Annotated in this window: 21 protein-coding genes; 16 read left to right on the top strand and 5 right to left on the bottom strand. The window is 57.1% G+C overall.

Translation table 11 applies throughout. From position 1 onward, the window contains the following. The first annotated feature begins 6 nt into the window (after nt 1-6). From proY to AM329_RS12370, 4 genes are all read left to right on the top strand, one after another. The gene (proY, locus tag AM329_RS12385) at nt 7-1,380 is read left to right on the top strand and encodes a proline-specific permease ProY (RefSeq protein WP_003859117.1); all 1,374 of its coding nucleotides are present in this window, start codon (nt 7-9) and stop codon (nt 1,378-1,380) included. Nucleotides 1,381-1,542: 162 nt separating this feature from the next. Next, nucleotides 1,543-3,360, top strand: a complete 1,818-nt coding sequence (malZ, locus tag AM329_RS12380) for a maltodextrin glucosidase (RefSeq protein ID WP_023315506.1) — start codon at nt 1,543-1,545, stop codon at nt 3,358-3,360. 91 nt (nt 3,361-3,451) lie between these two features. Further along, on the top strand, nt 3,452-6,061 hold the full coding sequence (locus AM329_RS12375) for a DUF2339 domain-containing protein (protein WP_032608633.1): 2,610 nt from the start codon (nt 3,452-3,454) through the stop codon (nt 6,059-6,061). Next, on the top strand, nt 6,058-7,437 hold the full coding sequence (locus AM329_RS12370; protein ID WP_032608635.1) for a DUF3999 domain-containing protein: 1,380 nt from the start codon (nt 6,058-6,060) through the stop codon (nt 7,435-7,437). The genes AM329_RS12375 and AM329_RS12370 overlap by 4 nt, the downstream gene beginning before the upstream one ends. 48 nt (nt 7,438-7,485) lie before the next feature. Here AM329_RS12370 and AM329_RS12365 read toward each other — a convergent pair whose 3' ends face one another. Continuing rightward, nucleotides 7,486-8,088, bottom strand: coding sequence for a peroxiredoxin C (locus tag AM329_RS12365; protein ID WP_003859113.1), 603 nt, complete (start codon nt 8,086-8,088; stop codon nt 7,486-7,488). A 127-nt stretch (nt 8,089-8,215) separates the two neighbouring features. After that, nucleotides 8,216-8,797, bottom strand: coding sequence for an ACP phosphodiesterase (acpH, locus tag AM329_RS12360; protein WP_032608636.1), 582 nt, complete (start codon nt 8,795-8,797; stop codon nt 8,216-8,218). 92 nt (nt 8,798-8,889) lie between these two features. On the opposite strand from acpH, the gene queA reads away from it, so the two are divergent. From queA to AM329_RS12325, 7 genes are all read left to right on the top strand, one after another. After that, nucleotides 8,890-9,960: a tRNA preQ1(34) S-adenosylmethionine ribosyltransferase-isomerase QueA gene (gene queA / locus AM329_RS12355; protein ID WP_006809916.1), complete on the top strand. Its 1,071-nt coding sequence runs from the start codon at nt 8,890-8,892 to the stop codon at nt 9,958-9,960. Between the two features lie 53 nt (nt 9,961-10,013). Continuing rightward, on the top strand, nt 10,014-11,141 hold the full coding sequence (gene tgt, locus AM329_RS12350) for a tRNA guanosine(34) transglycosylase Tgt (protein WP_003859110.1): 1,128 nt from the start codon (nt 10,014-10,016) through the stop codon (nt 11,139-11,141). A gap of 22 nt (nt 11,142-11,163) precedes the next feature. Beyond that, nucleotides 11,164-11,496: a preprotein translocase subunit YajC gene (gene yajC / locus AM329_RS12345; RefSeq protein ID WP_003859109.1), complete on the top strand. Its 333-nt coding sequence runs from the start codon at nt 11,164-11,166 to the stop codon at nt 11,494-11,496. 27 nt (nt 11,497-11,523) lie between these two features. Next, on the top strand, nt 11,524-13,371 hold the full coding sequence (gene secD, locus AM329_RS12340; RefSeq protein WP_003859106.1) for a protein translocase subunit SecD: 1,848 nt from the start codon (nt 11,524-11,526) through the stop codon (nt 13,369-13,371). Nucleotides 13,372-13,381: 10 nt separating this feature from the next. Next, entirely contained in the window at nt 13,382-14,353 is a 972-nt protein-coding gene (gene secF / locus AM329_RS12335; RefSeq protein WP_003859105.1) for a protein translocase subunit SecF, read from the top strand. A gap of 138 nt (nt 14,354-14,491) precedes the next feature. Next, the gene (locus AM329_RS12330; protein ID WP_023315514.1) at nt 14,492-14,857 is read left to right on the top strand and encodes a VOC family protein; all 366 of its coding nucleotides are present in this window, start codon (nt 14,492-14,494) and stop codon (nt 14,855-14,857) included. Nucleotides 14,858-14,867: 10 nt separating this feature from the next. Continuing rightward, nucleotides 14,868-15,548, top strand: coding sequence for a YafY family protein (locus AM329_RS12325; protein WP_022650457.1), 681 nt, complete (start codon nt 14,868-14,870; stop codon nt 15,546-15,548). Nucleotides 15,549-15,666: 118 nt separating this feature from the next. Here the strand turns inward: AM329_RS12325 and AM329_RS12320 are convergent, their stop codons facing one another. Then, a complete protein-coding gene (locus tag AM329_RS12320; RefSeq protein ID WP_032610182.1) occupies nt 15,667-16,551 on the bottom strand; it encodes a nucleoside-specific channel-forming protein Tsx in 885 nt (294 codons plus the stop codon). 268 nt (nt 16,552-16,819) lie between these two features. Beyond that, the gene (locus AM329_RS12315) at nt 16,820-17,359 is read right to left on the bottom strand and encodes a DUF3251 domain-containing protein (protein ID WP_003859100.1); all 540 of its coding nucleotides are present in this window, start codon (nt 17,357-17,359) and stop codon (nt 16,820-16,822) included. 152 nt (nt 17,360-17,511) lie between these two features. Here AM329_RS12315 and nrdR point away from each other — a divergent pair, with 152 nt between their 5' ends. The 5 genes from nrdR (at nt 17,512) to thiL (ending at nt 21,117) form a co-directional block, all read left to right on the top strand. After that, entirely contained in the window at nt 17,512-17,961 is a 450-nt protein-coding gene (gene nrdR, locus AM329_RS12310; protein WP_003859099.1) for a transcriptional regulator NrdR, read from the top strand. Nucleotides 17,962-17,965: 4 nt separating this feature from the next. Further along, the gene (ribD, locus tag AM329_RS12305) at nt 17,966-19,069 is read left to right on the top strand and encodes a bifunctional diaminohydroxyphosphoribosylaminopyrimidine deaminase/5-amino-6-(5-phosphoribosylamino)uracil reductase RibD (protein WP_032608638.1); all 1,104 of its coding nucleotides are present in this window, start codon (nt 17,966-17,968) and stop codon (nt 19,067-19,069) included. Between the two features lie 87 nt (nt 19,070-19,156). Further along, on the top strand, nt 19,157-19,627 hold the full coding sequence (ribE, locus tag AM329_RS12300; RefSeq protein ID WP_003859098.1) for a 6,7-dimethyl-8-ribityllumazine synthase: 471 nt from the start codon (nt 19,157-19,159) through the stop codon (nt 19,625-19,627). A gap of 21 nt (nt 19,628-19,648) precedes the next feature. Next, nucleotides 19,649-20,068 carry a transcription antitermination factor NusB gene (nusB, locus tag AM329_RS12295; protein ID WP_006809908.1) on the top strand — a complete coding sequence of 140 codons (420 nt, stop codon included), beginning with the start codon at nt 19,649-19,651 and terminating at the stop codon, nt 20,066-20,068. Between the two features lie 77 nt (nt 20,069-20,145). Further along, nucleotides 20,146-21,117 carry a thiamine-phosphate kinase gene (gene thiL / locus AM329_RS12290; RefSeq protein WP_023315516.1) on the top strand — a complete coding sequence of 324 codons (972 nt, stop codon included), beginning with the start codon at nt 20,146-20,148 and terminating at the stop codon, nt 21,115-21,117. Between the two features lie 69 nt (nt 21,118-21,186). Here the strand turns inward: thiL and AM329_RS12285 are convergent, their stop codons facing one another. After that, complete coding sequence (locus tag AM329_RS12285) at nt 21,187-22,161, bottom strand: aldo/keto reductase (RefSeq protein WP_017383171.1); 975 nt, start codon at nt 22,159-22,161, stop codon at nt 21,187-21,189. Between the last annotated feature and the right edge of the window lie 4 nt (nt 22,162-22,165).

Raw genomic sequence — 22,165 nt, 5'->3', positions numbered from 1 at the left:
ATTTTAATGGAAAGCACTAACAAACTTAAACGTGGATTGAGCACCCGCCACATCCGCTTTATGGCGCTGGGCTCGGCTATCGGCACCGGTCTTTTTTATGGCTCGGCAGATGCCATCAAAATGGCCGGTCCAAGCGTTCTGCTGGCCTACATCATCGGCGGTGCCGCGGCCTATATCATCATGCGTGCGCTGGGGGAGATGTCGGTTCACAACCCGTCTGCCAGCTCGTTTTCACGCTATGCACAAGAGAACTTAGGCCCGCTGGCCGGGTTTATCACTGGCTGGACTTATTGCTTTGAAATCCTGATTGTCGCCATTGCCGATGTGACGGCGTTTGGCATCTATATGGGGGTCTGGTTCCCTGCCGTGCCGCACTGGATCTGGGTGCTGAGCGTGGTGCTGATTATCTGCGCCGTTAACCTGATGAGCGTGAAGGTGTTTGGCGAGCTGGAGTTCTGGTTCTCCTTCTTCAAGGTCGCGACCATTATCATCATGATCCTCGCCGGTTTCGGCATCATCATCTGGGGTATCGGCAACGGTGGGCAGCCAACCGGCATCCATAACCTGTGGAGCAACGGCGGCTTCTTTAGCAACGGCTGGCTCGGGATGGTCATGTCGCTCCAGATGGTCATGTTCGCCTATGGCGGAATCGAGATTATCGGCATCACCGCCGGGGAAGCGAAAGATCCGGAGAAGTCTATTCCGCGCGCCATCAACTCGGTGCCGATGCGTATCCTGGTGTTCTACGTGGGCACGCTGTTTGTGATTATGTCCATCTACCCGTGGAACCAGGTGGGCACCAACGGCAGCCCGTTTGTCCTGACTTTCCAGCATATGGGCATTGCGTTTGCCGCCAGCATTCTCAACTTTGTGGTGCTGACCGCCTCGCTGTCGGCCATCAACAGTGACGTGTTCGGCGTGGGCCGTATGCTGCACGGCATGGCGGAGCAGGGCAGTGCGCCGAAGGTGTTTGCCAAAACGTCGCGTCGCGGCACCCCGTGGGTAACGGTGCTGGTCATGACCGTGGCGCTGCTGTTCTCGGTCTACCTGAACTACATCATGCCGGAGAACGTCTTCCTGGTGATTGCGTCACTGGCGACATTCGCCACCGTGTGGGTATGGATCATGATCCTGCTGTCGCAGATTGCGTTCCGTCGCCGCCTGTCGCCAGAAGAGGCCAAAGCGCTGAAGTTTAAAGTGCCGGGCGGCGTGCCAACGACCATTGTCGGTCTGATCTTCCTGGTCTTCATCATTGGCCTGATTGGTTATCACCCGGATACCCGTATTTCCCTGTACGTGGGCTTCGCGTGGATCGTCCTGCTGCTGGTGGGCTGGATGTTTAAATGTCGCCGCGATCGTCAGCTGGCGGAAGCACAGTAACATTCTTTTCCCCTCTCCCCGTGGGAGAGGGTTAGGGTGAGGGCATCAGGCTGCACTGATGCCTCCTCCCCCGTCCTCCTCCCTCAATAAATCCCATCATGGTGAGCTATCCTTAATCACCCTGTGGCAAGGTGACGTCAATTTCATCAAAGGGGATTCGTGATGTTAAACGCCTGGCACCTTCCGGTTGCCCCATTTGTTAAGCAAAACAAAGACAACCTTGTGATTACGCTCTGGCTGGCAGGGGACAATCAGCCTGAACGTGTGACCCTGCGCGCCGAAGTGGATAACGAAGAAACGTCGCTGAAAATGCACAAAGTGCGCAGCCAGCCGCAGCCGGGCGTCACGGCGTGGCGGGCAAATATCGATTTGCGCAGCGGGCAACCGCGTCGCCGCTACGGCTTCAAGCTGCTGTGGAACAACCGCCAGCTGTGGTTTACCCCGCAGGGTTTCAGCCGTTTCCCTCCGGCCAGGCTGGAGCAGTTTGCCGTGGATCACCCGGATAACGGCCCGCAGTGGGTTAACGATCAGGTCTTTTACCAGATTTTCCCGGACCGCTTTGCGCGCAGTGAAAAGCGCACCGTCGATCAGGACAAGGTTTATTACCATCATGCGGTCGGTCACGACATCATTCTGAAAAAATGGGACGAGCCGCTGACCGCCCAGGCGGGGGGATCGACCTTTTACGGCGGCGATCTCGACGGTATCAGCGAAAAACTGCCGTACCTGAAAAAGCTCGGCGTGACGGCGCTGTACCTGAACCCGGTGTTTAAAGCGCCAAGCGTGCACAAATACGATACGCAGGACTACCGCCACGTTGACGAGCAGTTTGGCGGTGACGAGGCGCTGCTGCGGCTGCGGCACAACACGCAAAAAGAGGGTATGCGCCTGATCCTTGATGGCGTGTTCAATCACAGCGGTGATTCTCATGCGTGGTTTGACCGTCACAATCAGTCGATGGGCGGCGCATGCCATAATCCGGACTCACCGCAGCGTGACTGGTACAGTTTTGACGAGAATGGCCGCGCCCTGGACTGGCTGGGCTACCCGAGCCTGCCGAAGCTCGATTTCCAGTCGCCATCGCTGGTGAATGAGATCTACGGCGGCGACGACAGCATCGTGCGCCACTGGCTGAAAGCGCCGTGGAACATGGACGGCTGGCGGCTGGACGTGGTGCATATGCTGGGTGAAGCAGGCGGGGCGCGGAATAACCTTCAGCATGTCGCCGCCATTACCCGGTCGGCAAAAGCGGCCCGGTCGGAAGCATTCGTCTTCGGGGAGCACTTTGGCGACGCGCGTCAGTGGTTGCAGGCTGATGCAGAAGACGCGGCGATGAACTATCGCGGCTTCACCTTCCCGCTGTGGGGTTTCCTCGCTAACACCGATATCTCTTACGATCCGCAGCATATTGACGCCGAAACCTGCATGGCGTGGATGGAAAACTATCGCGCTGGCCTGTCGCATCAGCAGCAGCTGCGGATGTTTAACCAGCTCGACAGCCACGATACCGCACGCTTTAAATCGTTGCTGGGTAAGGATGTGGCGCGTCTGCCGCTGGCGGTGACCTGGCTCTTTACCTGGCCGGGCGTACCCTGCATCTACTATGGCGATGAAGTCGGGCTGGACGGCAACAACGATCCGTTCTGCCGTAAAACCTTCCCGTGGGAGCCTGAAAAGCAGGATCAGGATCTGTTCAGCCTCTACCAGCGCATGGCGACGCTGCGCAAGCAGAGCCAGGCCCTGCGATACGGGGGCTGTCAGGTGATGTACGCCCACGATAACGTGGTGGTGTTTGTCCGCGTCTATAACCAGCAGCGCGTGCTGGTGGCGATCAACCGGGGCGAGGCGTGTGAAGTCGTGCTGGAAGATTCACCGCTGCTGGCTGGTAAAATGTGGAAGAGCAAAGAGGGTAAAGCGACGTTCCAGGGGAGCGTGCTCACGCTGCCAGCGATCTCCGCTGCGGTCTGGTTCGGCAGCTAAGCGCAGGCAGAATGGTTTTCACCTTTTAAGATGGCGTAAATGCAACGATTTGTGTCAATCTTAACGGATCGTTTACGGTGAAGGTGGAAACATGGACGAGCTTTACATCCTTGGCTGTTTGTTCCTGGTTTTTGCGCTGGTCGTGGCACCCGTGCTCGCGGTGATAGGCTTTAACCGAAGCACGGCGGCGCGGCAGGAGATCGCCCGGCTTCGCCAGCGCATTGAGGCGCTCGAGCAGCGTAGTGTGGCTGAGAAAGCACCGGAGCAGGTGCAGACCGCCGCGCCGGTGAAGACGCCAGCGCCGGTGTCAGAGGCCGTTAACGCACCTGTCGATCCCTGGCGTCCCGAACCGCCCGTCACTGAAGCAGAGCCTGTGCCTGTACCGGCGGCAAAACGTCCTTCCGCCTTTGGCGGCATCCTGTCCTCGCTGACGCGCTGGTTTATGCAGGGCAATCCGCTGGCAAAACTGGGGATTGTACTGCTCTTCCTCGGCCTCTCTTTCCTGCTGCGCTATACCGTTGAACATTCACTGTTTCCGCTTGAGCTGCGTCTTGCCGCCACGGCGCTGTTTGCCATGGTTCTGCTGGCCGTTGGATGGCGGCTGCGGCACAGGCAGCGGATCTACGCGCTGATCCTCCAGGGCGGAGCGACCGGCGTGCTTTATCTGACCGTCTTTGGCGCATTCCGGCTGTGGCAGATGCTGCCGATGACGCTGGCGTTTGCGCTGCTGGTGGTGATTTGCGCGGCGAGCGTCGGGCTGGCCGTGTTGCAAAAGGCGCTGAGCCTTGCCATGCTGGCGAGCCTCGGCGGATATCTTGCGCCGCTGCTCCTGTCTACCGGGGGCGGTAGCTTTGTGGCGCTATTCTCCTTCTATCTCCTGCTGTCCATCGGTATTCTCGTCATCAGCATCTGGCAGCACTGGCGCGAGCTCAACCTGCTCGGGCTGCTCTTCACGTTTGGCGTTGGCGGGGTGTGGGGACTGAGCGACTACCAGCCGGAAGACTATGTTATTTGTCAGCTGTTCCTGATTGCCAATACGCTTATTTTTGGCGTGTTTAGCGTGGCGCTGTCGCTGCGGGCGCAAGAAAAAGGCAAACAGATTATTGACGGCGTACTGCTGTTTGCTCCGCCGCTGATTGGTTTTGGGATGCAGTATGGCATGACGTCTCACTGGACGTACGGCCCGGCGCTAAGCGCGCTGGGCTATGGTGCGTTTTACCTCTCGCTGGCGTTTCTCGCGCTGCGGCGTTACCCCTCCATCGGACGACCGCTGGTTATGGCGGCGCTGGCGATCGGCGGCGGGTTTGCCACGCTTGCCATTCCGCTGGCGCTTTCAGCGCGCTGGACGGCGATGGCCTGGGCGCTGGAAGGGCTGGGTATTCTTTGGTTGGGCGTGCAACAGCAGCAGCGGCACATGAGCTATAGCGGGACGGCGTTGCTGGTGCTGGCGCTCGGCAGCGCGATATGGGCGCAAATGGACGGGGTCACTACGCTGAGCCTCCTGCTTATTTTCGCAGTGCTCAGTCTTTGCTGGCTGGCTGCGGCCTGGCTGTGGCAGAAAATCGCGCTGCCGGGCAGCTGGGCATTGCTGGCCGGTGGGTTGCTGTTCTGGTTAGTGGCGTTGCTGGGCGCGTCGCAGTTGTTCCTGAAGCAGGAGTTATCGCTTCTGGCAGGCGTGCTGGCGCTGACGGCGGCGTCGGCCTGGGGATGGCGGCAGGCTGCCGCTCGTCTGGCATGGTGGGAGCTGGATGCCAGCAAATGGCTGCTGTGGCCGGTGATGCTGCTGATGGTGCTGTATCAGGTCTCGCACCAGCAGATTCTGGCGGCCGGCTGGGCAAATCTGGCCTGGGCTATCGCGCTGCCTGCCGCCCTGATGCTGCTGCGGCGCGACGAAGATAAACTTCTGCCGCGCATCTCAATGGGACTGCATCTGTCGCTGTTGTGGATGATTTTACTCGCCCTTGCCGCCGAGCTTTACTGGTTTGCCCGCTCCCTGCCATGGGGCATGGCGGCCTGGGGAAGCGGCATTGCGATGGCTGTCGGCGGTGGGGTGATTATGGCGATCTCCGCGGCCGTACGGCGTCGCGGGTGGCCTTTCCGGGTATGGCCTGCGCTCTACGCCTGCCTTGCCGCGATCCCTGTGGTTATGGCGCTGGTGGTATTGCTGGTCGTGACCAATTTCCAGGACGGTGTGGTCTATCGACAGACCTGGCTGCCGCTGGTGAACCCGCTTGAGGAAGGGGCGGCGTTCGCGCTGCTGGGGCTGGTAGTATTTTATCGGGCAGTGGATCGCTACTATCCGGCATCGCTTGCGCAGTCCCGACCTTGGCCCGCTGTTGTGCTGATGGCGCTTGGCTTCTGGTGGCTCAACGGCGCGTTGCTGCGTGCGCTGGCGTGGTACGGCGAGGTGGCCTGGAACATGGAATCGCTGTGGCATTCGCGGCTTATTCAGACCACCTTTGCCCTGTTCTGGATGTTCTGCGCGCTGGCGGTGATGATCCGCGCCACCCGTCAGGCCTCCCGTCATCAGTGGCTTGGCGGTGCGGCGCTGCTGGGGGTAGTCATGCTCAAACTGATGCTGGTGGACAGCGCGGGCGGTGGCGGCCTGGCGCGCGCCGTCGCGTTTATTGGCGTGGCGATCCTGGTCCTGATTGTGGGCTATTTCTCGCCGCTACCGCCTAAAGCAGGAGAAGAAAAATGAGATGGATGAATGCGGTTGTTTGTGCAGCACTGCTGGCCATGGCCGGTCCGGCATTCAGCGAGGGCGCGCCAGCGGAATCCCCGCGGGATTATGCCTACGGCCTGTCCCTTGATACCTCTGCCTCTTCGCCGTGGTATCGGGTCATGCTGCCGCTGGCGATTTATCAGCAGAGCACATCGCCCGATCTGCGCGACGTGCGCGTGTTTAATCAGTCGGGCGAGCCTGTACCGTTCAGCCTGGTTACTACGACGCGTCCGCAGCCGGCACCGACCACCACGGCGCTGCGCGTTTTTGCGCTTAACGCCTCGCCGGGCGGGGAAGAGGACAGCGGCGATAAAATTATGCTACGGGCCAGAAACGGCGTGGAAATTGTGCTGGAAGGGCAACACGCTGCGGCTGCCGGACAGCACTATCTGCTGACCCTGCCGGAAAACGCGACGGAGGTTCCGCTCTCTCAGCTCCAGCTTTTCTGGGACACGCCGCAGGGCTCGTGGCAGGGGACGGCATCGGTCTATTACAGCGAGGATCTGAAAAACTGGTATACCTTGCGCGAAGAGATGCCCCTGCTGGACGTGATGAGTGGACAGGATCGCCTGAAGCTCGACCGCATCGATACCGATCTGGTGTTATCACCTGAGGCGAATCGCTATCTGCTGCTGGTGCTGAACACGGGACGTTCTGCCCTGACGTTAACCGGCGTCAACGCGATTAACGCGCCTGCGCAGCCGGAATCAGAGCACATTAGCCTGGCGGGAGAGGGGGAGCGGTTATCCGAAAGTGAAGCCGTGTGGCGCTGGAAACATCCGCAGCCTCTGAGTGCGATCGCCTTAATGCTGAATGACGACGGCGTTCTCCCGGCAGAAATAGCCTGGCGGGGGGCGGACAAGGATCGATGGCATACGCTGAAAAAAGAGGTGATCTACCAGCTCGGCGGCAAAACGGCTGAACCTGTTCCGCTCCCTGGCGGGCTGGTCGAGGCGGTAAAAATCAAGACCCTCAATGCGCGTTTGCCTGAGAACCTGCCGGGCGTGATAGGGCAGCGCGTGCGCTACGATCTGGTGTTTAACGCGCAGGGGAAGGGGCCGTACCTGCTCGCGTGGGGGAACGGGGCTGCGAAACCGGCGAGCGTGGAGACGGATATGCTGATCCCGACCGAACTGCGTAAAACCTACGATCTGGCAGCCTTGCCGATGGCGGATACGCTGGAACCTGTCCCGCTGGGGGGCGAGGCGCGTTTAACCGCGACGTCTGCGGCTGAGCAGGAAAGCAGAATGAAAACGCTGATGGTCTGGGGCGTACTGATTGCGGGGGTGATGGTGCTTGCGGGTATGGCATGGCGCATCTGGCGCGAGGTAAAAAAAGACGGCGCAGCATAAGCCATAAAAAAACCCGCGTATTCGCGGGTTTTTCGTAAACCGTGTCGATTACAGGCTGGATACGTTCTCAGACAGGTATTTAGCTACGCCGTCTGGGGAAGCCGCCATACCTTCTTTACCTTTTTCCCACTGCGCCGGGCACACTTCACCGTGCTCTTCGTGGAACTGGAGCGCGTCAACCATGCGCAGCATTTCGTCGATGTTACGACCCAGCGGCAGATCGTTCACAACCTGGTGACGAACGATGCCGTTTGCATCGATCAGGAAAGAACCACGCAGTGCAACGCCAGCGTCCGGATGTTCGATACCGTAAGCCTGCTGGATTTCGCGTTTGATGTCCGCAACCATCGCGTATTTCACCGCACCGATGCCGCCGTTTTCGACAGGGGTGTTACGCCATGCGTTGTGTACAAATTCAGAGTCGAAGGAGACGCCAACCACTTCCACGCCACGCTTCTGGAATTCTTCGTAACGTTTGTCGAACGCGATCAGTTCAGACGGGCAAACGAAAGTGAAGTCCATAGGCCAGAAGAACAGAACGGTCGCTTTACCGTTGGTATGCTGTTTAAAGTTGAAGTTTTCAACGATTTCACCATTGCCCAGAACGGCGGCAGCTGTAAAATCCGGAGCCGGACGAGTTACCAGAACCATATGATTCTCCTGTAGATACTAAGGTTATTTGGAACGCAACGCGGGCCAGTATAGAGGCAGTACGGGAATAAGACAAAGAGGTGGTAACAATCGTTCCACCAGCTTTTACCTATCAATCATACCGGCATCACAGTTCTTTATTTTTCGCCTGCGTCATCATACGCGGGTAGAACTGCCAGAAGCGGGTTTCCAGCGCATCGTAATGTTCATCCAGGTCATGCCATGAGTCGCGCAGCGCGTCCAGACGCGGTCGACGGCTCGCCATGCCGTTCAGGACGTTCTGAATGAAATCCATCTCGCGGTATCGCTCCAGCCAGCGTTCAGACCAGAGATAGTTATTCAGATTTACAAAGCGCGGCGGGGAGTCCGGCAAAATGATCGACACCTGCGCGTGGGCGTAGCGCACAAACTCAGGCAGCGACATATCAGGCGACAGCTGCGACCAGTGGCGCGACAGGAAATGATCCCACATGACGTCGAGCGTGATCGGCGCCACCCGTCGCGTTTCGGGGCGGAACCAGGTTTTGGCTTCCGTCACTTCCGGCAGGTTATCGGTCAGCACGTCGATGCGGCGGTGCATAAAAATTCCGTCGACAACCTCAGGGGAATACGCTTCCGCCGGGTTGCCGCGTACAAAATCGGCCAGCAAATTGCCGGAGAGGGAGCTGTCCGCGAGGTGAGCGAGATGCAGGTGAGCGAGAAAATTCATCCGTTTTCGTTGTCCGGTGGCGGCTAGTTGTTGCAGCAAAAGGGTGTGAGCACTAGACTATGCCGCCTGTTTTTAAGTCACGAGTATACGTCATGCGCGTCGCCGATTTCTCCTTTGAACTACCTGAATCCCTGATTGCTCACTACCCCATGCCTGAGCGTAGCAGCTGTCGCTTGCTGTCACTGGACGGGCCAACGGGCGCGCTGACGCACGGTACTTTCACCGATCTGCTCGACAAGCTCAACCCTGGCGATCTGCTGGTCTTTAACAATACCCGCGTGATCCCGGCGCGTCTGTTTGGCCGTAAAGCCAGCGGCGGTAAGATTGAGGTGCTGGTCGAACGTATGCTCGATGATAAACGTATTCTGGCACATATTCGCGCCTCCAAAGCGCCGAAGCCGGGCGCGGAGCTGCTGCTGGGGGATGACGAGAGCATCAAAGCGACCATGACCGCGCGTCACGACGCGCTGTTCGAGGTGGAGTTCAACGACGAACGCACGGTGCTTGATATCCTCAACGCCATCGGCCACATGCCGCTGCCGCCGTACATTGAACGCCCGGACGAAGAGGCCGACCGCGAGCTGTATCAGACCGTCTACAGCCAGAAGCCGGGTGCGGTGGCGGCGCCAACGGCGGGCCTGCACTTTGATGAACCGCTGCTGGAAAAGCTGCGCGCCAAGGGCATTGAGATGGCCTTCGTGACGCTGCACGTCGGCGCGGGGACCTTCCAGCCGGTGCGCGTGGACAGCATCGAAGATCACATCATGCACTCTGAGTATGCCGAAGTGCCGCAGGAGGTTGTGGATGCGGTGCTGGCGGCGAAAGCGCGCGGTAGCCGCGTCGTGGCCGTCGGTACAACGTCGGTACGTTCCCTTGAGAGCGCTGCGCAGGCCGCGAAAAGCGAGCTGATTGAACCGTTCTTTGGCGATACGCAGATTTTTATCTACCCGGGCTATCAGTACAAAGTCATTGATGCGCTGGTGACCAACTTCCATCTGCCTGAATCGACGCTGATTATGCTGGTTTCCGCGTTTGCGGGGTATCAGCATACGATGAACGCCTACAAGTCTGCGGTAGAACAAAAATATCGCTTTTTTAGCTACGGTGACGCGATGTTTATCACGTACAATCCGCAGGCTTTGAATGAGCGTGTCGGGGAATAAGTCCGCGGCACTGTGTTACAACGTTGGACTGTTTTTCTGACGTCGGAGAAAAAATGAAATTTGAACTCGATACCACCGATGGTCGCGCGCGTCGCGGTCGTCTGGTGTTTGATCGCGGCGTGGTAGAAACCCCCGCGTTTATGCCTGTGGGCACGTACGGCACCGTAAAAGGAATGACGCCGGAAGAAGTTGAAGCTACTGGCGCACAGATTATCCTCGGCAACACCTTCCACCTGTGGCTGCGTCCAGGCCAGGAGATCATGAAGCTCCACGGCGATCTGCACGACTTCATGCAGTGGAAAGGCCCCATCCTCACCGACTCCGGCGGTTTCCAGGTCTTCAGCCTGGGCGATATCCGTAAGATCACTGAGCAGGGCGTACACTTCCGTAACCCGATCAACGGCGATCCAATCTTCCTCGATCCAGAAAAATCCATGGAGATTCAGTACGATCTCGGCTCCGATATCGTAATGATCTTCGACGAATGTACGCCATACCCGGCGGACTGGGACTACGCCAAGCGTTCTATGGAGATGTCCCTGCGTTGGGCGAAGCGTAGCCGCGACCGTTTTGACTCCCTGCAAAACAAAAATGCGCTGTTCGGCATTATCCAGGGTAGCGTTTACGAAGATTTACGCGATATCTCGGTTAAAGGTCTGGTAGAGATAGGCTTTGATGGCTACGCTGTCGGCGGTTTGGCTGTGGGTGAGCCGAAGGAAGATATGCACCGCATTCTGGAGCATGTCTGCCCGCAAATCCCGGCGGATAAACCACGATACCTGATGGGTGTGGGTAAACCAGAAGATCTGGTGGAAGGCGTACGTCGCGGCATTGATATGTTCGACTGCGTTATGCCAACCCGAAACGCGCGTAACGGTCATCTGTTCGTTACCGATGGCGTGGTGAAAATCCGAAACGCGAAGCATAAGAGTGACACCAGCCCGCTCGATTCCGAGTGCGATTGCTATACCTGTCGCAATTATTCTCGCGCGTACCTGCATCATCTCGATCGTTGCAACGAGATTTTGGGGGCGCGTCTCAATACCATTCATAATCTTCGTTATTATCAGCGCTTAATGGCTGGTTTACGTAAGGCTATCGAAGAGGGTAAATTAGAGAGCTTCGTGACCGATTTCTACCAACGTCAGGGGCGGGATGTTCCACCGTTGAACGTTGATTAATTTTAATAATGAGGGAATTTGAATGAGCTTTTTTATTTCTGATGCGGTAGCAGCAACGGGTGCACCAGCGCAGGGCAGCCCGATGTCTCTGATTCTGATGCTGGTTGTGTTCGGTCTGATCTTCTACTTCATGATCCTGCGTCCACAGCAGAAGCGTACTAAAGAGCACAAAAACCTGATGAACTCCATCGCGAAGGGCGATGAAGTCCTGACCAATGGTGGCCTGGTGGGTCGCGTAACCAAAGTAGCGGAAAACGGCTACATTGCTATCGCCCTCAACGACACCACTGAAGTGGTTATCAAACGTGACTTCGTAGCTGCCGTTCTGCCGAAAGGCACCATGAAGGCGCTGTAATCCCAACTTTTCCCAAAGGGAACTGCCGTGTTAAACCGTTATCCTTTGTGGAAGTACATCATGCTGGTCGTCGTGATTATCGTCGGCCTGCTGTACGCGCTTCCCAACCTGTATGGTGAGGATCCGGCCGTTCAAATCACTGGCGCGCGCGGTGTCGCCGCCAGTGAGCAAACGCTGATCCAGGTCCAGAAAACGTTACAAGAAGAAAAAATTACCGCTAAGTCTGTGGCACTGGAAGAGGGCGCAATTCTTGCTCGCTTCGACACCACCGACACGCAGCTCCGCGCACGTGAAGCGCTGATGGGCGTGCTGGGTGATAAATATGTCGTGGCGCTTAACCTTGCTCCTGCAACCCCACGCTGGCTGGCTGCGCTGAACGCAGAGCCAATGAAACTGGGTCTTGACCTGCGTGGCGGCGTTCACTTCCTGATGGAAGTGGATATGGATACCGCGCTCGGCAAGCTACAGGAACAGAACATCGACAGCCTGCGCAGCGATCTGCGCGATAAGGGCATTCCGTACACCACCGTACGTAAAGAAGATAACTACGGCATGAGCATCACGTTCCGCGACAGCGCGGCACGCGATCAGGCTGTGACCTATCTGTCTCAGCGTCACCGCGATCTGGTGATCACCTCTCAGGGCAGCAATCAGCTGCGTGCGGTAATGACCGACGCGCGTCTGAGTGAAGCACGTGAATACGCCGTTCAGCAGAACATTAACATTCTGCGTAACCGTGTAAACCAGCTGGGCGTGGCTGAGCCACTGGTACAGCGTCAGGGTGCTGACCGTATCGTGGTCGAACTGCCGGGTATCCAGGATACCGCCCGTGCGAAAGAGATTCTGGGCGCGACGGCGACCCTGGAGTTCCGTCTGGTTAACTCCAACGTTGACCAGGCTGCTGCGGCTTCAGGCCGTGTGCCGGGCGATTCCGAAGTGAAGCAGACCCGCGAAGGCCAGCCGGTTGTGCTGTACAAACGCGTGATCCTGACCGGTGACCATATCACCGACTCCACTTCAAGCCAGGATGAGTACAACCAGCCGCAGGTTAACATCTCGCTGGATAGCGCAGGCGGCAACATCATGTCTAACTTCACCAAGGACAACATCGGCAAGCCGATGGCGACCCTGTTCGTGGAGTACAAAGACAGCGGTAAAAAAGACGCCAATGGCCGTGCCGTGCTGGTGAAAGAGGAAGAGGTGATTAACATCGCCAACATCCAGTCTCGTCTGGGTAACAGCTTCCGTATTACCGGTATCAGCAACCCGAACGAAGCGCGTCAGCTCTCTCTGCTGCTGCGTGCCGGTGCGCTGATTGCGCCAATTCAGATTGTTGAAGAACGTACCATCGGTCCAACCCTGGGTATGCAGAACATCAAACAGGGTCTGGAAGCGTGTCTGGCCGGTCTGGCGGTGTCCATCATCTTCATGATCTTCTTCTATAAGAAGTTCGGCCTGATTGCGACCTCCGCGCTGATTGCCAACCTGGTGCTGATCATCGGTATCATGTCCCTGCTGCCGGGGGCGACGCTAACCATGCCAGGTATCGCGGGTATCGTTCTAACCCTTGCGGTGGCGGTCGACGCCAACGTACTGATAAACGAACGTATCAAAGAAGAGCTGAGCAACGGTCGTTCTGTACAGCAGGCGATTGAAGAAGGCTACAAAGGGGCGTTCAGCTCCATCTTCGATGCGAACGTAACAACACTGATTAAGGTTCTTATCCTGTATGCAGTGGGTACTGGCGCGATCAAAGGCTTTGCGATTACTACCGGTATCGGTGTCGCAACGTCGATGTTTACCGCTATTGTCGGCACCCGTGCCATCGTGAACCTGCTGTACGGCGGCAAGCGCGTCAAAAAGCTGTCTATCTGAGGAGTGCGTTGTGGCACAGGAATATACTGTTGAACAATTGAACCACGGCCGTAAAGTCTGGGACTTTATGCGCTGGGACTACTGGGCCTTCGGCATTTCAGGTTTTCTGCTGATCTTGTCCATCGTCATTATGGGCGTAAAAGGCTTTAACTGGGGCCTGGATTTCACCGGTGGTACGGTGATCGAAATTACCCTGGAAAAACCGGTCGATATGGACCAGATGCGTGAGTCTCTGCAAAAAGCGGGCTTTGAAGAGCCGCTGCTACAGAACTTCGGCAGCAGCCGCGACATCATGGTGCGTATGCCGCCGGTACACGATGCCAACGGCAGCCAGGAGTTGGGCAGCAAGGTCGTTCAGGTTATTAACGAAACGACCAGCCAGGATGCAACGGTTAAGCGTATTGAGTTTGTCGGCCCGAGCGTTGGTGCTGACCTGGCGCAGACCGGTGCGATGGCGCTGCTTGTGGCGCTGATCTCGATCCTGATTTACGTCGGTTTCCGCTTTGAGTGGCGACTGGCGGCAGGCGTGGTTATCGCCCTGGCGCACGACGTGGTGATCACCATGGGCATACTGTCCCTCTTCCACATTGAGATTGACCTGACGATTGTGGCATCCCTGATGTCCGTTATCGGTTACTCACTGAACGACAGTATCGTGGTATCTGACCGTATTCGTGAAAACTTCCGTAAGATCCGTCGCGGCACGCCGTACGAAATCTTTAACGTGTCGTTGACCCAGACGCTGCACCGTACGTTGATCACCTCCGGCACCACCCTGATGGTGATCCTGATGCTGTTCCTGTTCGGTGGCCCGGTGCTGGAAGGCTTCTCGCTGACCATGCTGATCGGTGTGTCTATCGGTACGGCCTCGTCTATCTACGTCGCGTCCGCGCTGGCGCTGAAGCTGGGCATGAAGCGCGAGCATCTGATCCAGCAGAAAGTCGAGAAAGAAGGGGCGGATCAGCCGTCCATTCTGCCGTAAGCGTCTTATGCGGTATCGAAATCCCGGCCTGCTGGCCGGGATTTTTTTTGTCTGCATCTCACAAACACTCCTGACAGTATGCTGTCAGGAGCCCTGTCGTAGACTCCTTCTGAACCCTAACAACAGGCAGGAGGACGTATGAAAAGTGTTATTAACTGGTTTGAAATTCCGGTCGCCGATATGGATCGCGCCATCAAATTTTATGAGTCGGTGATGCAGGTCGCGCTGCGGCGCGAGAAGATGGACGTGGCTGAGCTGGCGGTTTTCCCGCACGAGGATCCGGCCACCGGCGGCGCGCTGGCGAAATTTGACGGCGTTACACCTTCTTCGCAGGGCGCTATTATTTACCTGCATACTGACAATCTGGCGGCCACGCTCGATCGTATTGCTTCTGCGGGCGGTGAGTGCGTGTTTGGCCCGCTGGAACTGCCGCAAGGCATTGGCACTATAGCCCTGTTTACCGACAGCGAAGGTAATCGCGTCGGCCTCCATCAACCGGTATGAGAGTAAACCGATGACCCGACGCGCTGACCGTTTGTTCCAGATTGTGCAGATCCTGCGGGGCAGGCGTCTGACAACGGCAGCGCATCTGGCGGAAAGGCTTGGCGTGTCCGAGCGCACGGTGTACCGCGATATCCGCGACCTGTCGCTTTCCGGCGTGCCGGTGGAAGGCGAGGCGGGAAGCGGATATCGGCTAATGTCGGGTTTTGATTTACCCCCGTTGATGCTGACCAACAAGGAGTCCGAGGCGCTGATGGTGGCGATCCGTCTGCTCAAAACCTGGGGCGGGGAATCGCTGTCGCGCGAGCTGGAGTCGGCCCAGGAAAAAGTGCTGGCGATCCTGCCAGAAGAGAGCCGCCGCAAAGCTGAACAGACGCGAATTTACGCGCCGGATATTGCCCTTCAGCCACACTCCCGTAGTGGTTTCGACGTGATCCACCAGGCAATTTCTGCCCTGCGTGTGCTGGCGCTGCACTATCGCGATGAAGCCGGGCAGTTAACCTGGCGTGAGGTTCAGCCGCTGGGGCTGTTCTTCTGGGGTGAGCACTGGCTGCTGGCCGCGTGGTGTGAACGGCGCGATGACTATCGCTGCTTCCGTCTCGACCGGTGTTTGCATATTACGCTGACGGAAAGACACTTTAGCGAAAGCGCGGACAGGTCGCTGGCGGATTTTTTGCGCAAGGTGAAGCAGTAAAAAGCCGGGTGGCGAGGTAAAAGCAAAACGGCAACGATGTTGCCGTTTTTTGTGTTTGCGCCCTCTCCCGTGGGAGAGGGAAGGGGTGAGGGCACCAGCCCGCACAATCCCGCACTGATTAGAAGTTGTAACCCACGACCAGGTAACCGCCCCAACCGGTAGAACGAACGCTGAAGTCGCCGTTGCCGAAGTTCAGGCTGGCGTCGTCGTTCCACTGACCACCGTTGTGCCAGTAACGCGCAACAACAGAGTAGTGCCAGTGATCGTAGTTCAGCGCCAGGATGTGGCTGGACGCGATGGAGTCGTTAGTGCGCGCTTTTCTGCCGTTCAGGTCGCGGAAATCGTTATCGCCCAGGTCTGAACCCCAGTCAAAGTTGGTGAAGCCGATATAGCTCAGGTTGCCGCCCCACAGTTGGGTAATTGGCACAAAGTATTTCACTTTGAAACGGTAGCCATCCCACTCGTTCTCGTTCGCAGCGCCGTAGTTCTGCCACTGGTATTTTGCGTAGACGTTCATGGACAGGCTCATCGGCAGGCCAGTCTCAATGTCTGTACCCAGACCCATATACCAGGTGCTCTGGCGACCGGACTTGTTGCGGCCCATGTCGTAGATGTAGTTGTTTGCGAAATACCACTCTTTGAACGGACCAAACGCCAGACTGGTACCAGTCAGTTTATCAATGGAGAAGCGTGGTTCGATCTCCATGAACAGTGGGGAACCGTGGTTCCAGATACCTTTCGCGTCGGTGTTACCGCCGAAGAATACCGGTGCGTCCATGTAGCCATAGAAATCAAACCAGTCTTTTTTTGCGAATGCTTCGTACTCGAGGTAAGTATCGTTACGGATCTGCGGTCCGAAACGGGTATGGTAGCTGCCTACCACGTTAACGCTCTGGTGCCACCAGTCGGAGAGGTATTGTGGTTTGTCGTTTTCCGCTGCGTTAACAGTGAAAGAGGAGGACAGTGCCAGAACTGCACCGGCTGCGAGTAATGTTTTTTTCATAATCATGCCACTGATTGAAATTCCCTTCCGGGAGTGAAAAATGCGCGAATTGCGTTTCTAAATATTTCGTGTTTCTGCGGAGCCTATTATAGGAATCCTTGCTCACAAAAATATGTGTTGTTTCACATATCTCTCACATACGTAATCGATTGCGTTCACGTTTGCGTACTTTAGACGGGCGCGATTGTAGCGGCAATCATTTATGTTGCCAATCCATACGAAATGTAAATGTTAGCGGAGTGACATTTCACTCCGCTAAAAGGGCGGGTTATTGCGCGGCGGGTTGAATGTCGTGAATACGGATAAAGCCCAGCTGTTCTGGCGTCAGTCCGCTCAGCTGGAGCGGGATGTCAACATCGCTCGGCGCCAGCGTGCTGGCGGGGGCGGTGAAGAGCTGATTCTTCACGTTCACTTCCTGATAGCTCTCCGTGGTGCCCTGAATCTGGCCCCACTCTACGGTGCCGCTGAACGCGGGCAGCGGATCGTTGGACTCACCCTGAATGCGTAATGTTGCGCGAGTACCATCGGCATTCGCTGCAACATTCACCAGAGACATCTTTAGCGTGCCAATCTGGCTGTTCAGACGCGCGGGCGTGTTTGCACCTGGCAATAAATAAACGCCATTGCTGGATTTGGCATTCAGCGCGTTCTGCTGGGTGATCTTCACGGTTTCTTTATTAAGTTTGTCCATCGCCACGTTAAGCGTATTCACGCTTTGTTTCATCTCGCGGACTTCGCTTTGCTGTGCGCAGGCGCTAAGCGTGAACAGGCTCCCCACCAGCACTATTTTCAGGTAACGTCTTGTCATTGCGTTTAATTCCTTGAAATCACAGATTGCTGCAATGGTAGACAGGATAGTGCCGTCAGGCATAGATCCTTTGTCTCAAAAAGCTCTTCCTTTGTTGTCGGGCCAGTTCAGGGTAAAATAGAAATCAGTTAACCAGATAACAGGGACATCGTATGCATTGCCCATTTTGCTCCGCTGTGGATACCAAAGTCATCGACTCACGTCTTGTAGGCGAAGGGTCTTCCGTGCGTCGTCGTCGGCAGTGTCTGGTGTGCAACGAGCGTTTTACCACCTTCGAGGTGGCAGAGCTGGTAATGCCGCGCGTGGTAAAAAGTAACGATGTGCGCGAACCGTTCAATGAAGAAAAACTGCGTAGCGGGATGCTCAAGGCGCTGGAAAAACGGCCCGTCAGCTCCGATGACGTCGAAATGGCGTTAAACCACATTAAATCTTATCTGCGGGGGTTAGGTGAGCGCGAAGTGCCGAGCAAAATGATCGGCAATCTGGTGATGGAACAGCTGAAAAAGCTCGATAAAGTCGCCTATATCCGCTTTGCCTCCGTTTACCGCAGCTTCGAAGACATCAAAGAGTTTGGCGAAGAGATCGCCCGCTTACAGGATTAAGACCATGCACGACGAGATGTACATGGCGCGAGCCATGAAGCTGGCGCAGCGCGGTCGGTTTACCACTCACCCTAACCCCAATGTCGGGTGCGTCATTGTTAAAGATGGTGAGATCGTGGGGGAAGGTTTTCACTATCGCGCAGGCGAGCCGCATGCTGAAGTGCATGCCTTGCGCATGGCGGGGGAGAAAGCGCGTGGCGCGACGGCCTATGTGACGCTGGAGCCATGCAGCCACCATGGGCGTACGCCGCCGTGCTGTGAAGCGCTGATTGCGGCGGGCGTCTCGCGCGTTGTCGCCGCCATGCAGGATCCTAACCCGCAGGTAGCGGGCCGCGGACTGTATCGTCTGCAACAGGAAGGAATCGACGTCAGCCACGGCCTGATGATGCAGGATGCGGAAGCCCTGAATAAAGGCTTCCTGAAGCGTATGCGCACCGGCTTCCCGTTTATCCAGCTTAAGCTTGGCGCGTCACTGGATGGCCGCACGGCGATGGCGAACGGCGAGAGCCAGTGGATCACCTCGCCACAGGCAAGGCGCGATGTGCAACGTCTGCGCGCGCAAAGCCATGCTATTCTCACCAGCAGTGAAACGGTACTGGCTGACGATCCGGCCATGACCGTACGCTGGGAAGAGCTGAATGCAGATACGCAGGCGCTCTATCCGCAGGAGAACCTGCGTCAGCCGCTGCGCATTATTATTGATAGCCAGAACCGCGTGACGCCGGAGCACCGCATCGTGCAGCAGCCGGGGGAAACCTGGATTGCACACACCAAAGAAGATACGCGCGAATGGCCGCAAGGCGTGCGCAGCATTACGGTGCCGGAACATAACGGGCATCTGGATCTGGTGGTGCTGATGATGTTGCTCGGCAAACAGCAGGTCAACAGTATCTGGGTTGAAGCCGGTCCGACGCTCGCCGGCGCACTGCTTCAGGCGGGGCTGGTGGATGAGCTTCTCGTCTACGTTGCGCCTAAACTGTTAGGTAACGACGCGCGCGGCCTGTTTGTGCTGCCCGGCCTTGAAAAACTGGCCGATGCGCCGCAACTCTCATTCAGTGAGATTCGTCCGGTAGGCCCGGATGTCTGCCTCCATTTAACGACAGCGTAATTGCTCCTGAAATAGGGAAGCAGTACGCAAAGTATTATGATAAAATCCGCCCCCCTGCGGGGCCAAATGAACCCGTAAAGGAAGAGTATGAACATTATTGAAGCTGCTGTAGCTACCCCGGACGCTCGCGTCGCCATCACCATTGCGCGTTTCAACAACTTCATCAATGATAGCCTGCTGGAAGGTGCGGTTGACGCCCTGAAACGTATCGGCCAGGTTAAAGATGACAACATTACCGTCGTTTGGGTACCAGGTGCTTACGAACTGCCACTGGCAGCGGGCGCGCTGGCGAAAACCGGTAAATACGACGCGGTGATTGCGCTGGGTACTGTTATTCGTGGCGGCACTGCGCACTTCGAATACGTTGCGGGCGGTGCAAGCAATGGTCTGGCGCACGTTGCGCAGGATGCTGAAATTCCTGTCGCGTTCGGCGTGCTGACCACCGAAAGTATTGAACAAGCCATCGAACGTGCTGGCACCAAAGCCGGTAACAAAGGTGCAGAAGCTGCACTGACCGCGCTTGAAATGATCAATGTATTGAAAGCCATCAAGGCCTGATTTTTTTGTAAGGGGAATTCCGTGAAACCTGCTGCTCGTCGCCGCGCCCGTGAATGTGCCGTCCAGGCACTTTACTCCTGGCAGTTGTCCCAGAACGACATCGCTGATGTTGAATACCAGTTCCTGTCAGAACAGGACGTGAAAGACGTTGACGTTCTGTACTTCCGTGAACTGCTGTCGGGAGTGGCGACTAATAGCGCGTATCTCGATGGTCTGATGAAGCCATACCTGTCCCGTCTGCTCGAAGAGCTGGGCCAGGTCGAAAAAGCAGTGTTGCGTATCGCGCTGTTTGAGCTGTCTAAACGTGATGATGTGCCGTACAAAGTGGCCATCAACGAAGCGATCGAACTGGCGAAAACCTTCGGCGCTGAAGACAGCCACAAGTTTGTTAACGGCGTGCTGGATAAAGCCGCACCTGCGATCCGTCCCCACAAAAAGTGATCCGCAAACCGGAGTTCTGCATTGCCTGACGGGCAGTGCGGCTCCGGTTTTTTCTTTTATTTGCTGAGGCATAACGTATGGCATGCGGCGAATTCTCCCTGATTGCCCGTTATTTCGACCGTGTCAGAACCTCTCGTCTTGATGTTGAAACCGGCATTGGCGATGACTGCGCACTTCTCAATATTCCCGAAAAACAGACACTGGCAATCAGCACCGACACCTTAGTGTGTGGGCGACATTTCCTGCCCGACATCGATCCTGCCGATCTGGCGTATAAAGCGCTGGCGGTGAACGTCAGCGATCTGGCGGCAATGGGCGCCGACCCGGCCTGGCTGACGCTGGCTCTGACCTTGCCAGAGGTGGATGAAGCCTGGCTTGAAGCCTTCAGCGATGCCCTGTTTGAGCAGCTGAATTATTACGATATGCAGCTGATTGGCGGTGATACCACTGCCGGTCCGCTGTCGATGACCCTGGCAATCCACGGCTATGTGCCTGCCGGGCGCGCGCTGAAACGTTCGGGCGCAAAACCGGGCGACTGGATCTACGTGACCGGTACGCCGGGGGATAGCGCGGCAGGGCTGGCAATCCTCCAGAACCGTTTAACGGTTGAAGATGCTGACGATGCGGCGTACCTGGTGAAGCGCCATCTGCGGCCCACGCCGCGTATTTTGCACGGTCAGGCGCTGCGCGAGCGGGCCAGTTCGGCTATCGATTTGTCTGACGGGCTGATCTCCGATCTCGGCCATATCCTGAAAGCCAGCGGCGTGGGCGCGCGGATCGATCTGGATCTGTTCCCTCTGTCAGAGCCGTTGCGTCGTCATGCCGAGCCTGAGCAGGCGCTGCGATGGGCGTTATCCGGTGGAGAAGATTATGAGCTGTGCTTCACGGTGCCTGAGCTGAATCGCGGAACACTGGATGTGGCGTTAGCGCATCTGGGGGCGAAATTTACCTGCATCGGGCAGGTGATGCCGGAAAGTGAAGGGCTGCTGTTTGTCCGCGACGGCGCCCCGGTTACGCTTGACTGGAAAGGGTACGATCACTTCGCGTAATTTTGTGCGCTCTGTATTGCCGGGTGGCGCTGCGCTTACCCGGCCTACGGATTTTGTTCCCTGAATTGTTTATTTAAACCCTACCACCGGATGTTGCTGATACGGCGTCTCCAGCTCGGCAATCTGCTCCGGCGTCAACGATAGGTCCACCGCACTCAACAACTCATCCAGCTGTTCTTCCCGCGATGTGCCCACAATCGGCGCGGCGACACCGCGCTTGCTCAGCAGCCACGCCAGTGCCACCTGCGCGCGCGTTGCACCGATATCGTCGGCGATCCCGGCTAAGCGTTCGGCAATTAACGCATCGCTGGCTTCTGTATCGTCATACAGGTTTTTACCCACTTCGTCCGATACCAGCCGGGCGGTGGTTTCGCCCCACGGACGGGTTAACCTTCCGCGCGCCAGCGGGCTCCACGGGATCACCGCGACGCCTTCCTGGTAGCAGAGCGGCAGCATCTCGCGCTCTTCTTCCCGGTAAATCAGGTTGTAGTGATCCTGCATGGTGACAAAGCGCGCCCAGCCGTGCTGTGCCTGGAGATCGAGCGCCTGGGCAAACTGTGAGGCATGCATGGACGATGCGCCGATGTAGCGCGCTTTACCGGCTTTCACGACGTCGTTCAACGCTTCAAGCGTCTCTTCGATCGGGGTGTTGTAATCCCAGCGGTGGATTTGCAGCAGGTCGACGTAATCCATGTTCAGGCGTCTGAGGCTGTCATCAATAGAACGCAGGATCTGCGCGCGAGAAAGGCCTTCCGCCAGGTCGCCTGACGGGTAGTACACCTTAGTGGCGACCACAACGTCATCACGACGGGCAAAATCTCGCAGGGCGCGGCCAACAATCTCTTCGCTGCTGCCGTCGGAGTAGCTGTTGGCGGTATCGAAGAAGTTGATGCCGCCGTCAATGGCGCGCTTGATGATGGGGCGGCTGCTCTCTTCCGGCAGCGTCCAGGCATGATTTCCCCGGTCAGGCTCGCCAAACGTCATGCATCCCAGGCAAAGCCGGGACACCTTAAGGTCCGTTTTTCCTAATGTCGTGTATTGCATGGTT

It is taken from the genome of Enterobacter cloacae complex sp. AR_0002, from assembly GCF_001922365.1.
Classification (GTDB): Bacteria; Pseudomonadota; Gammaproteobacteria; order Enterobacterales; family Enterobacteriaceae; genus Enterobacter; species Enterobacter hormaechei_C.
Note: the sequence above shows the minus strand (reverse complement) of the source record. Positions and strands in the feature narration are given on the sequence as shown.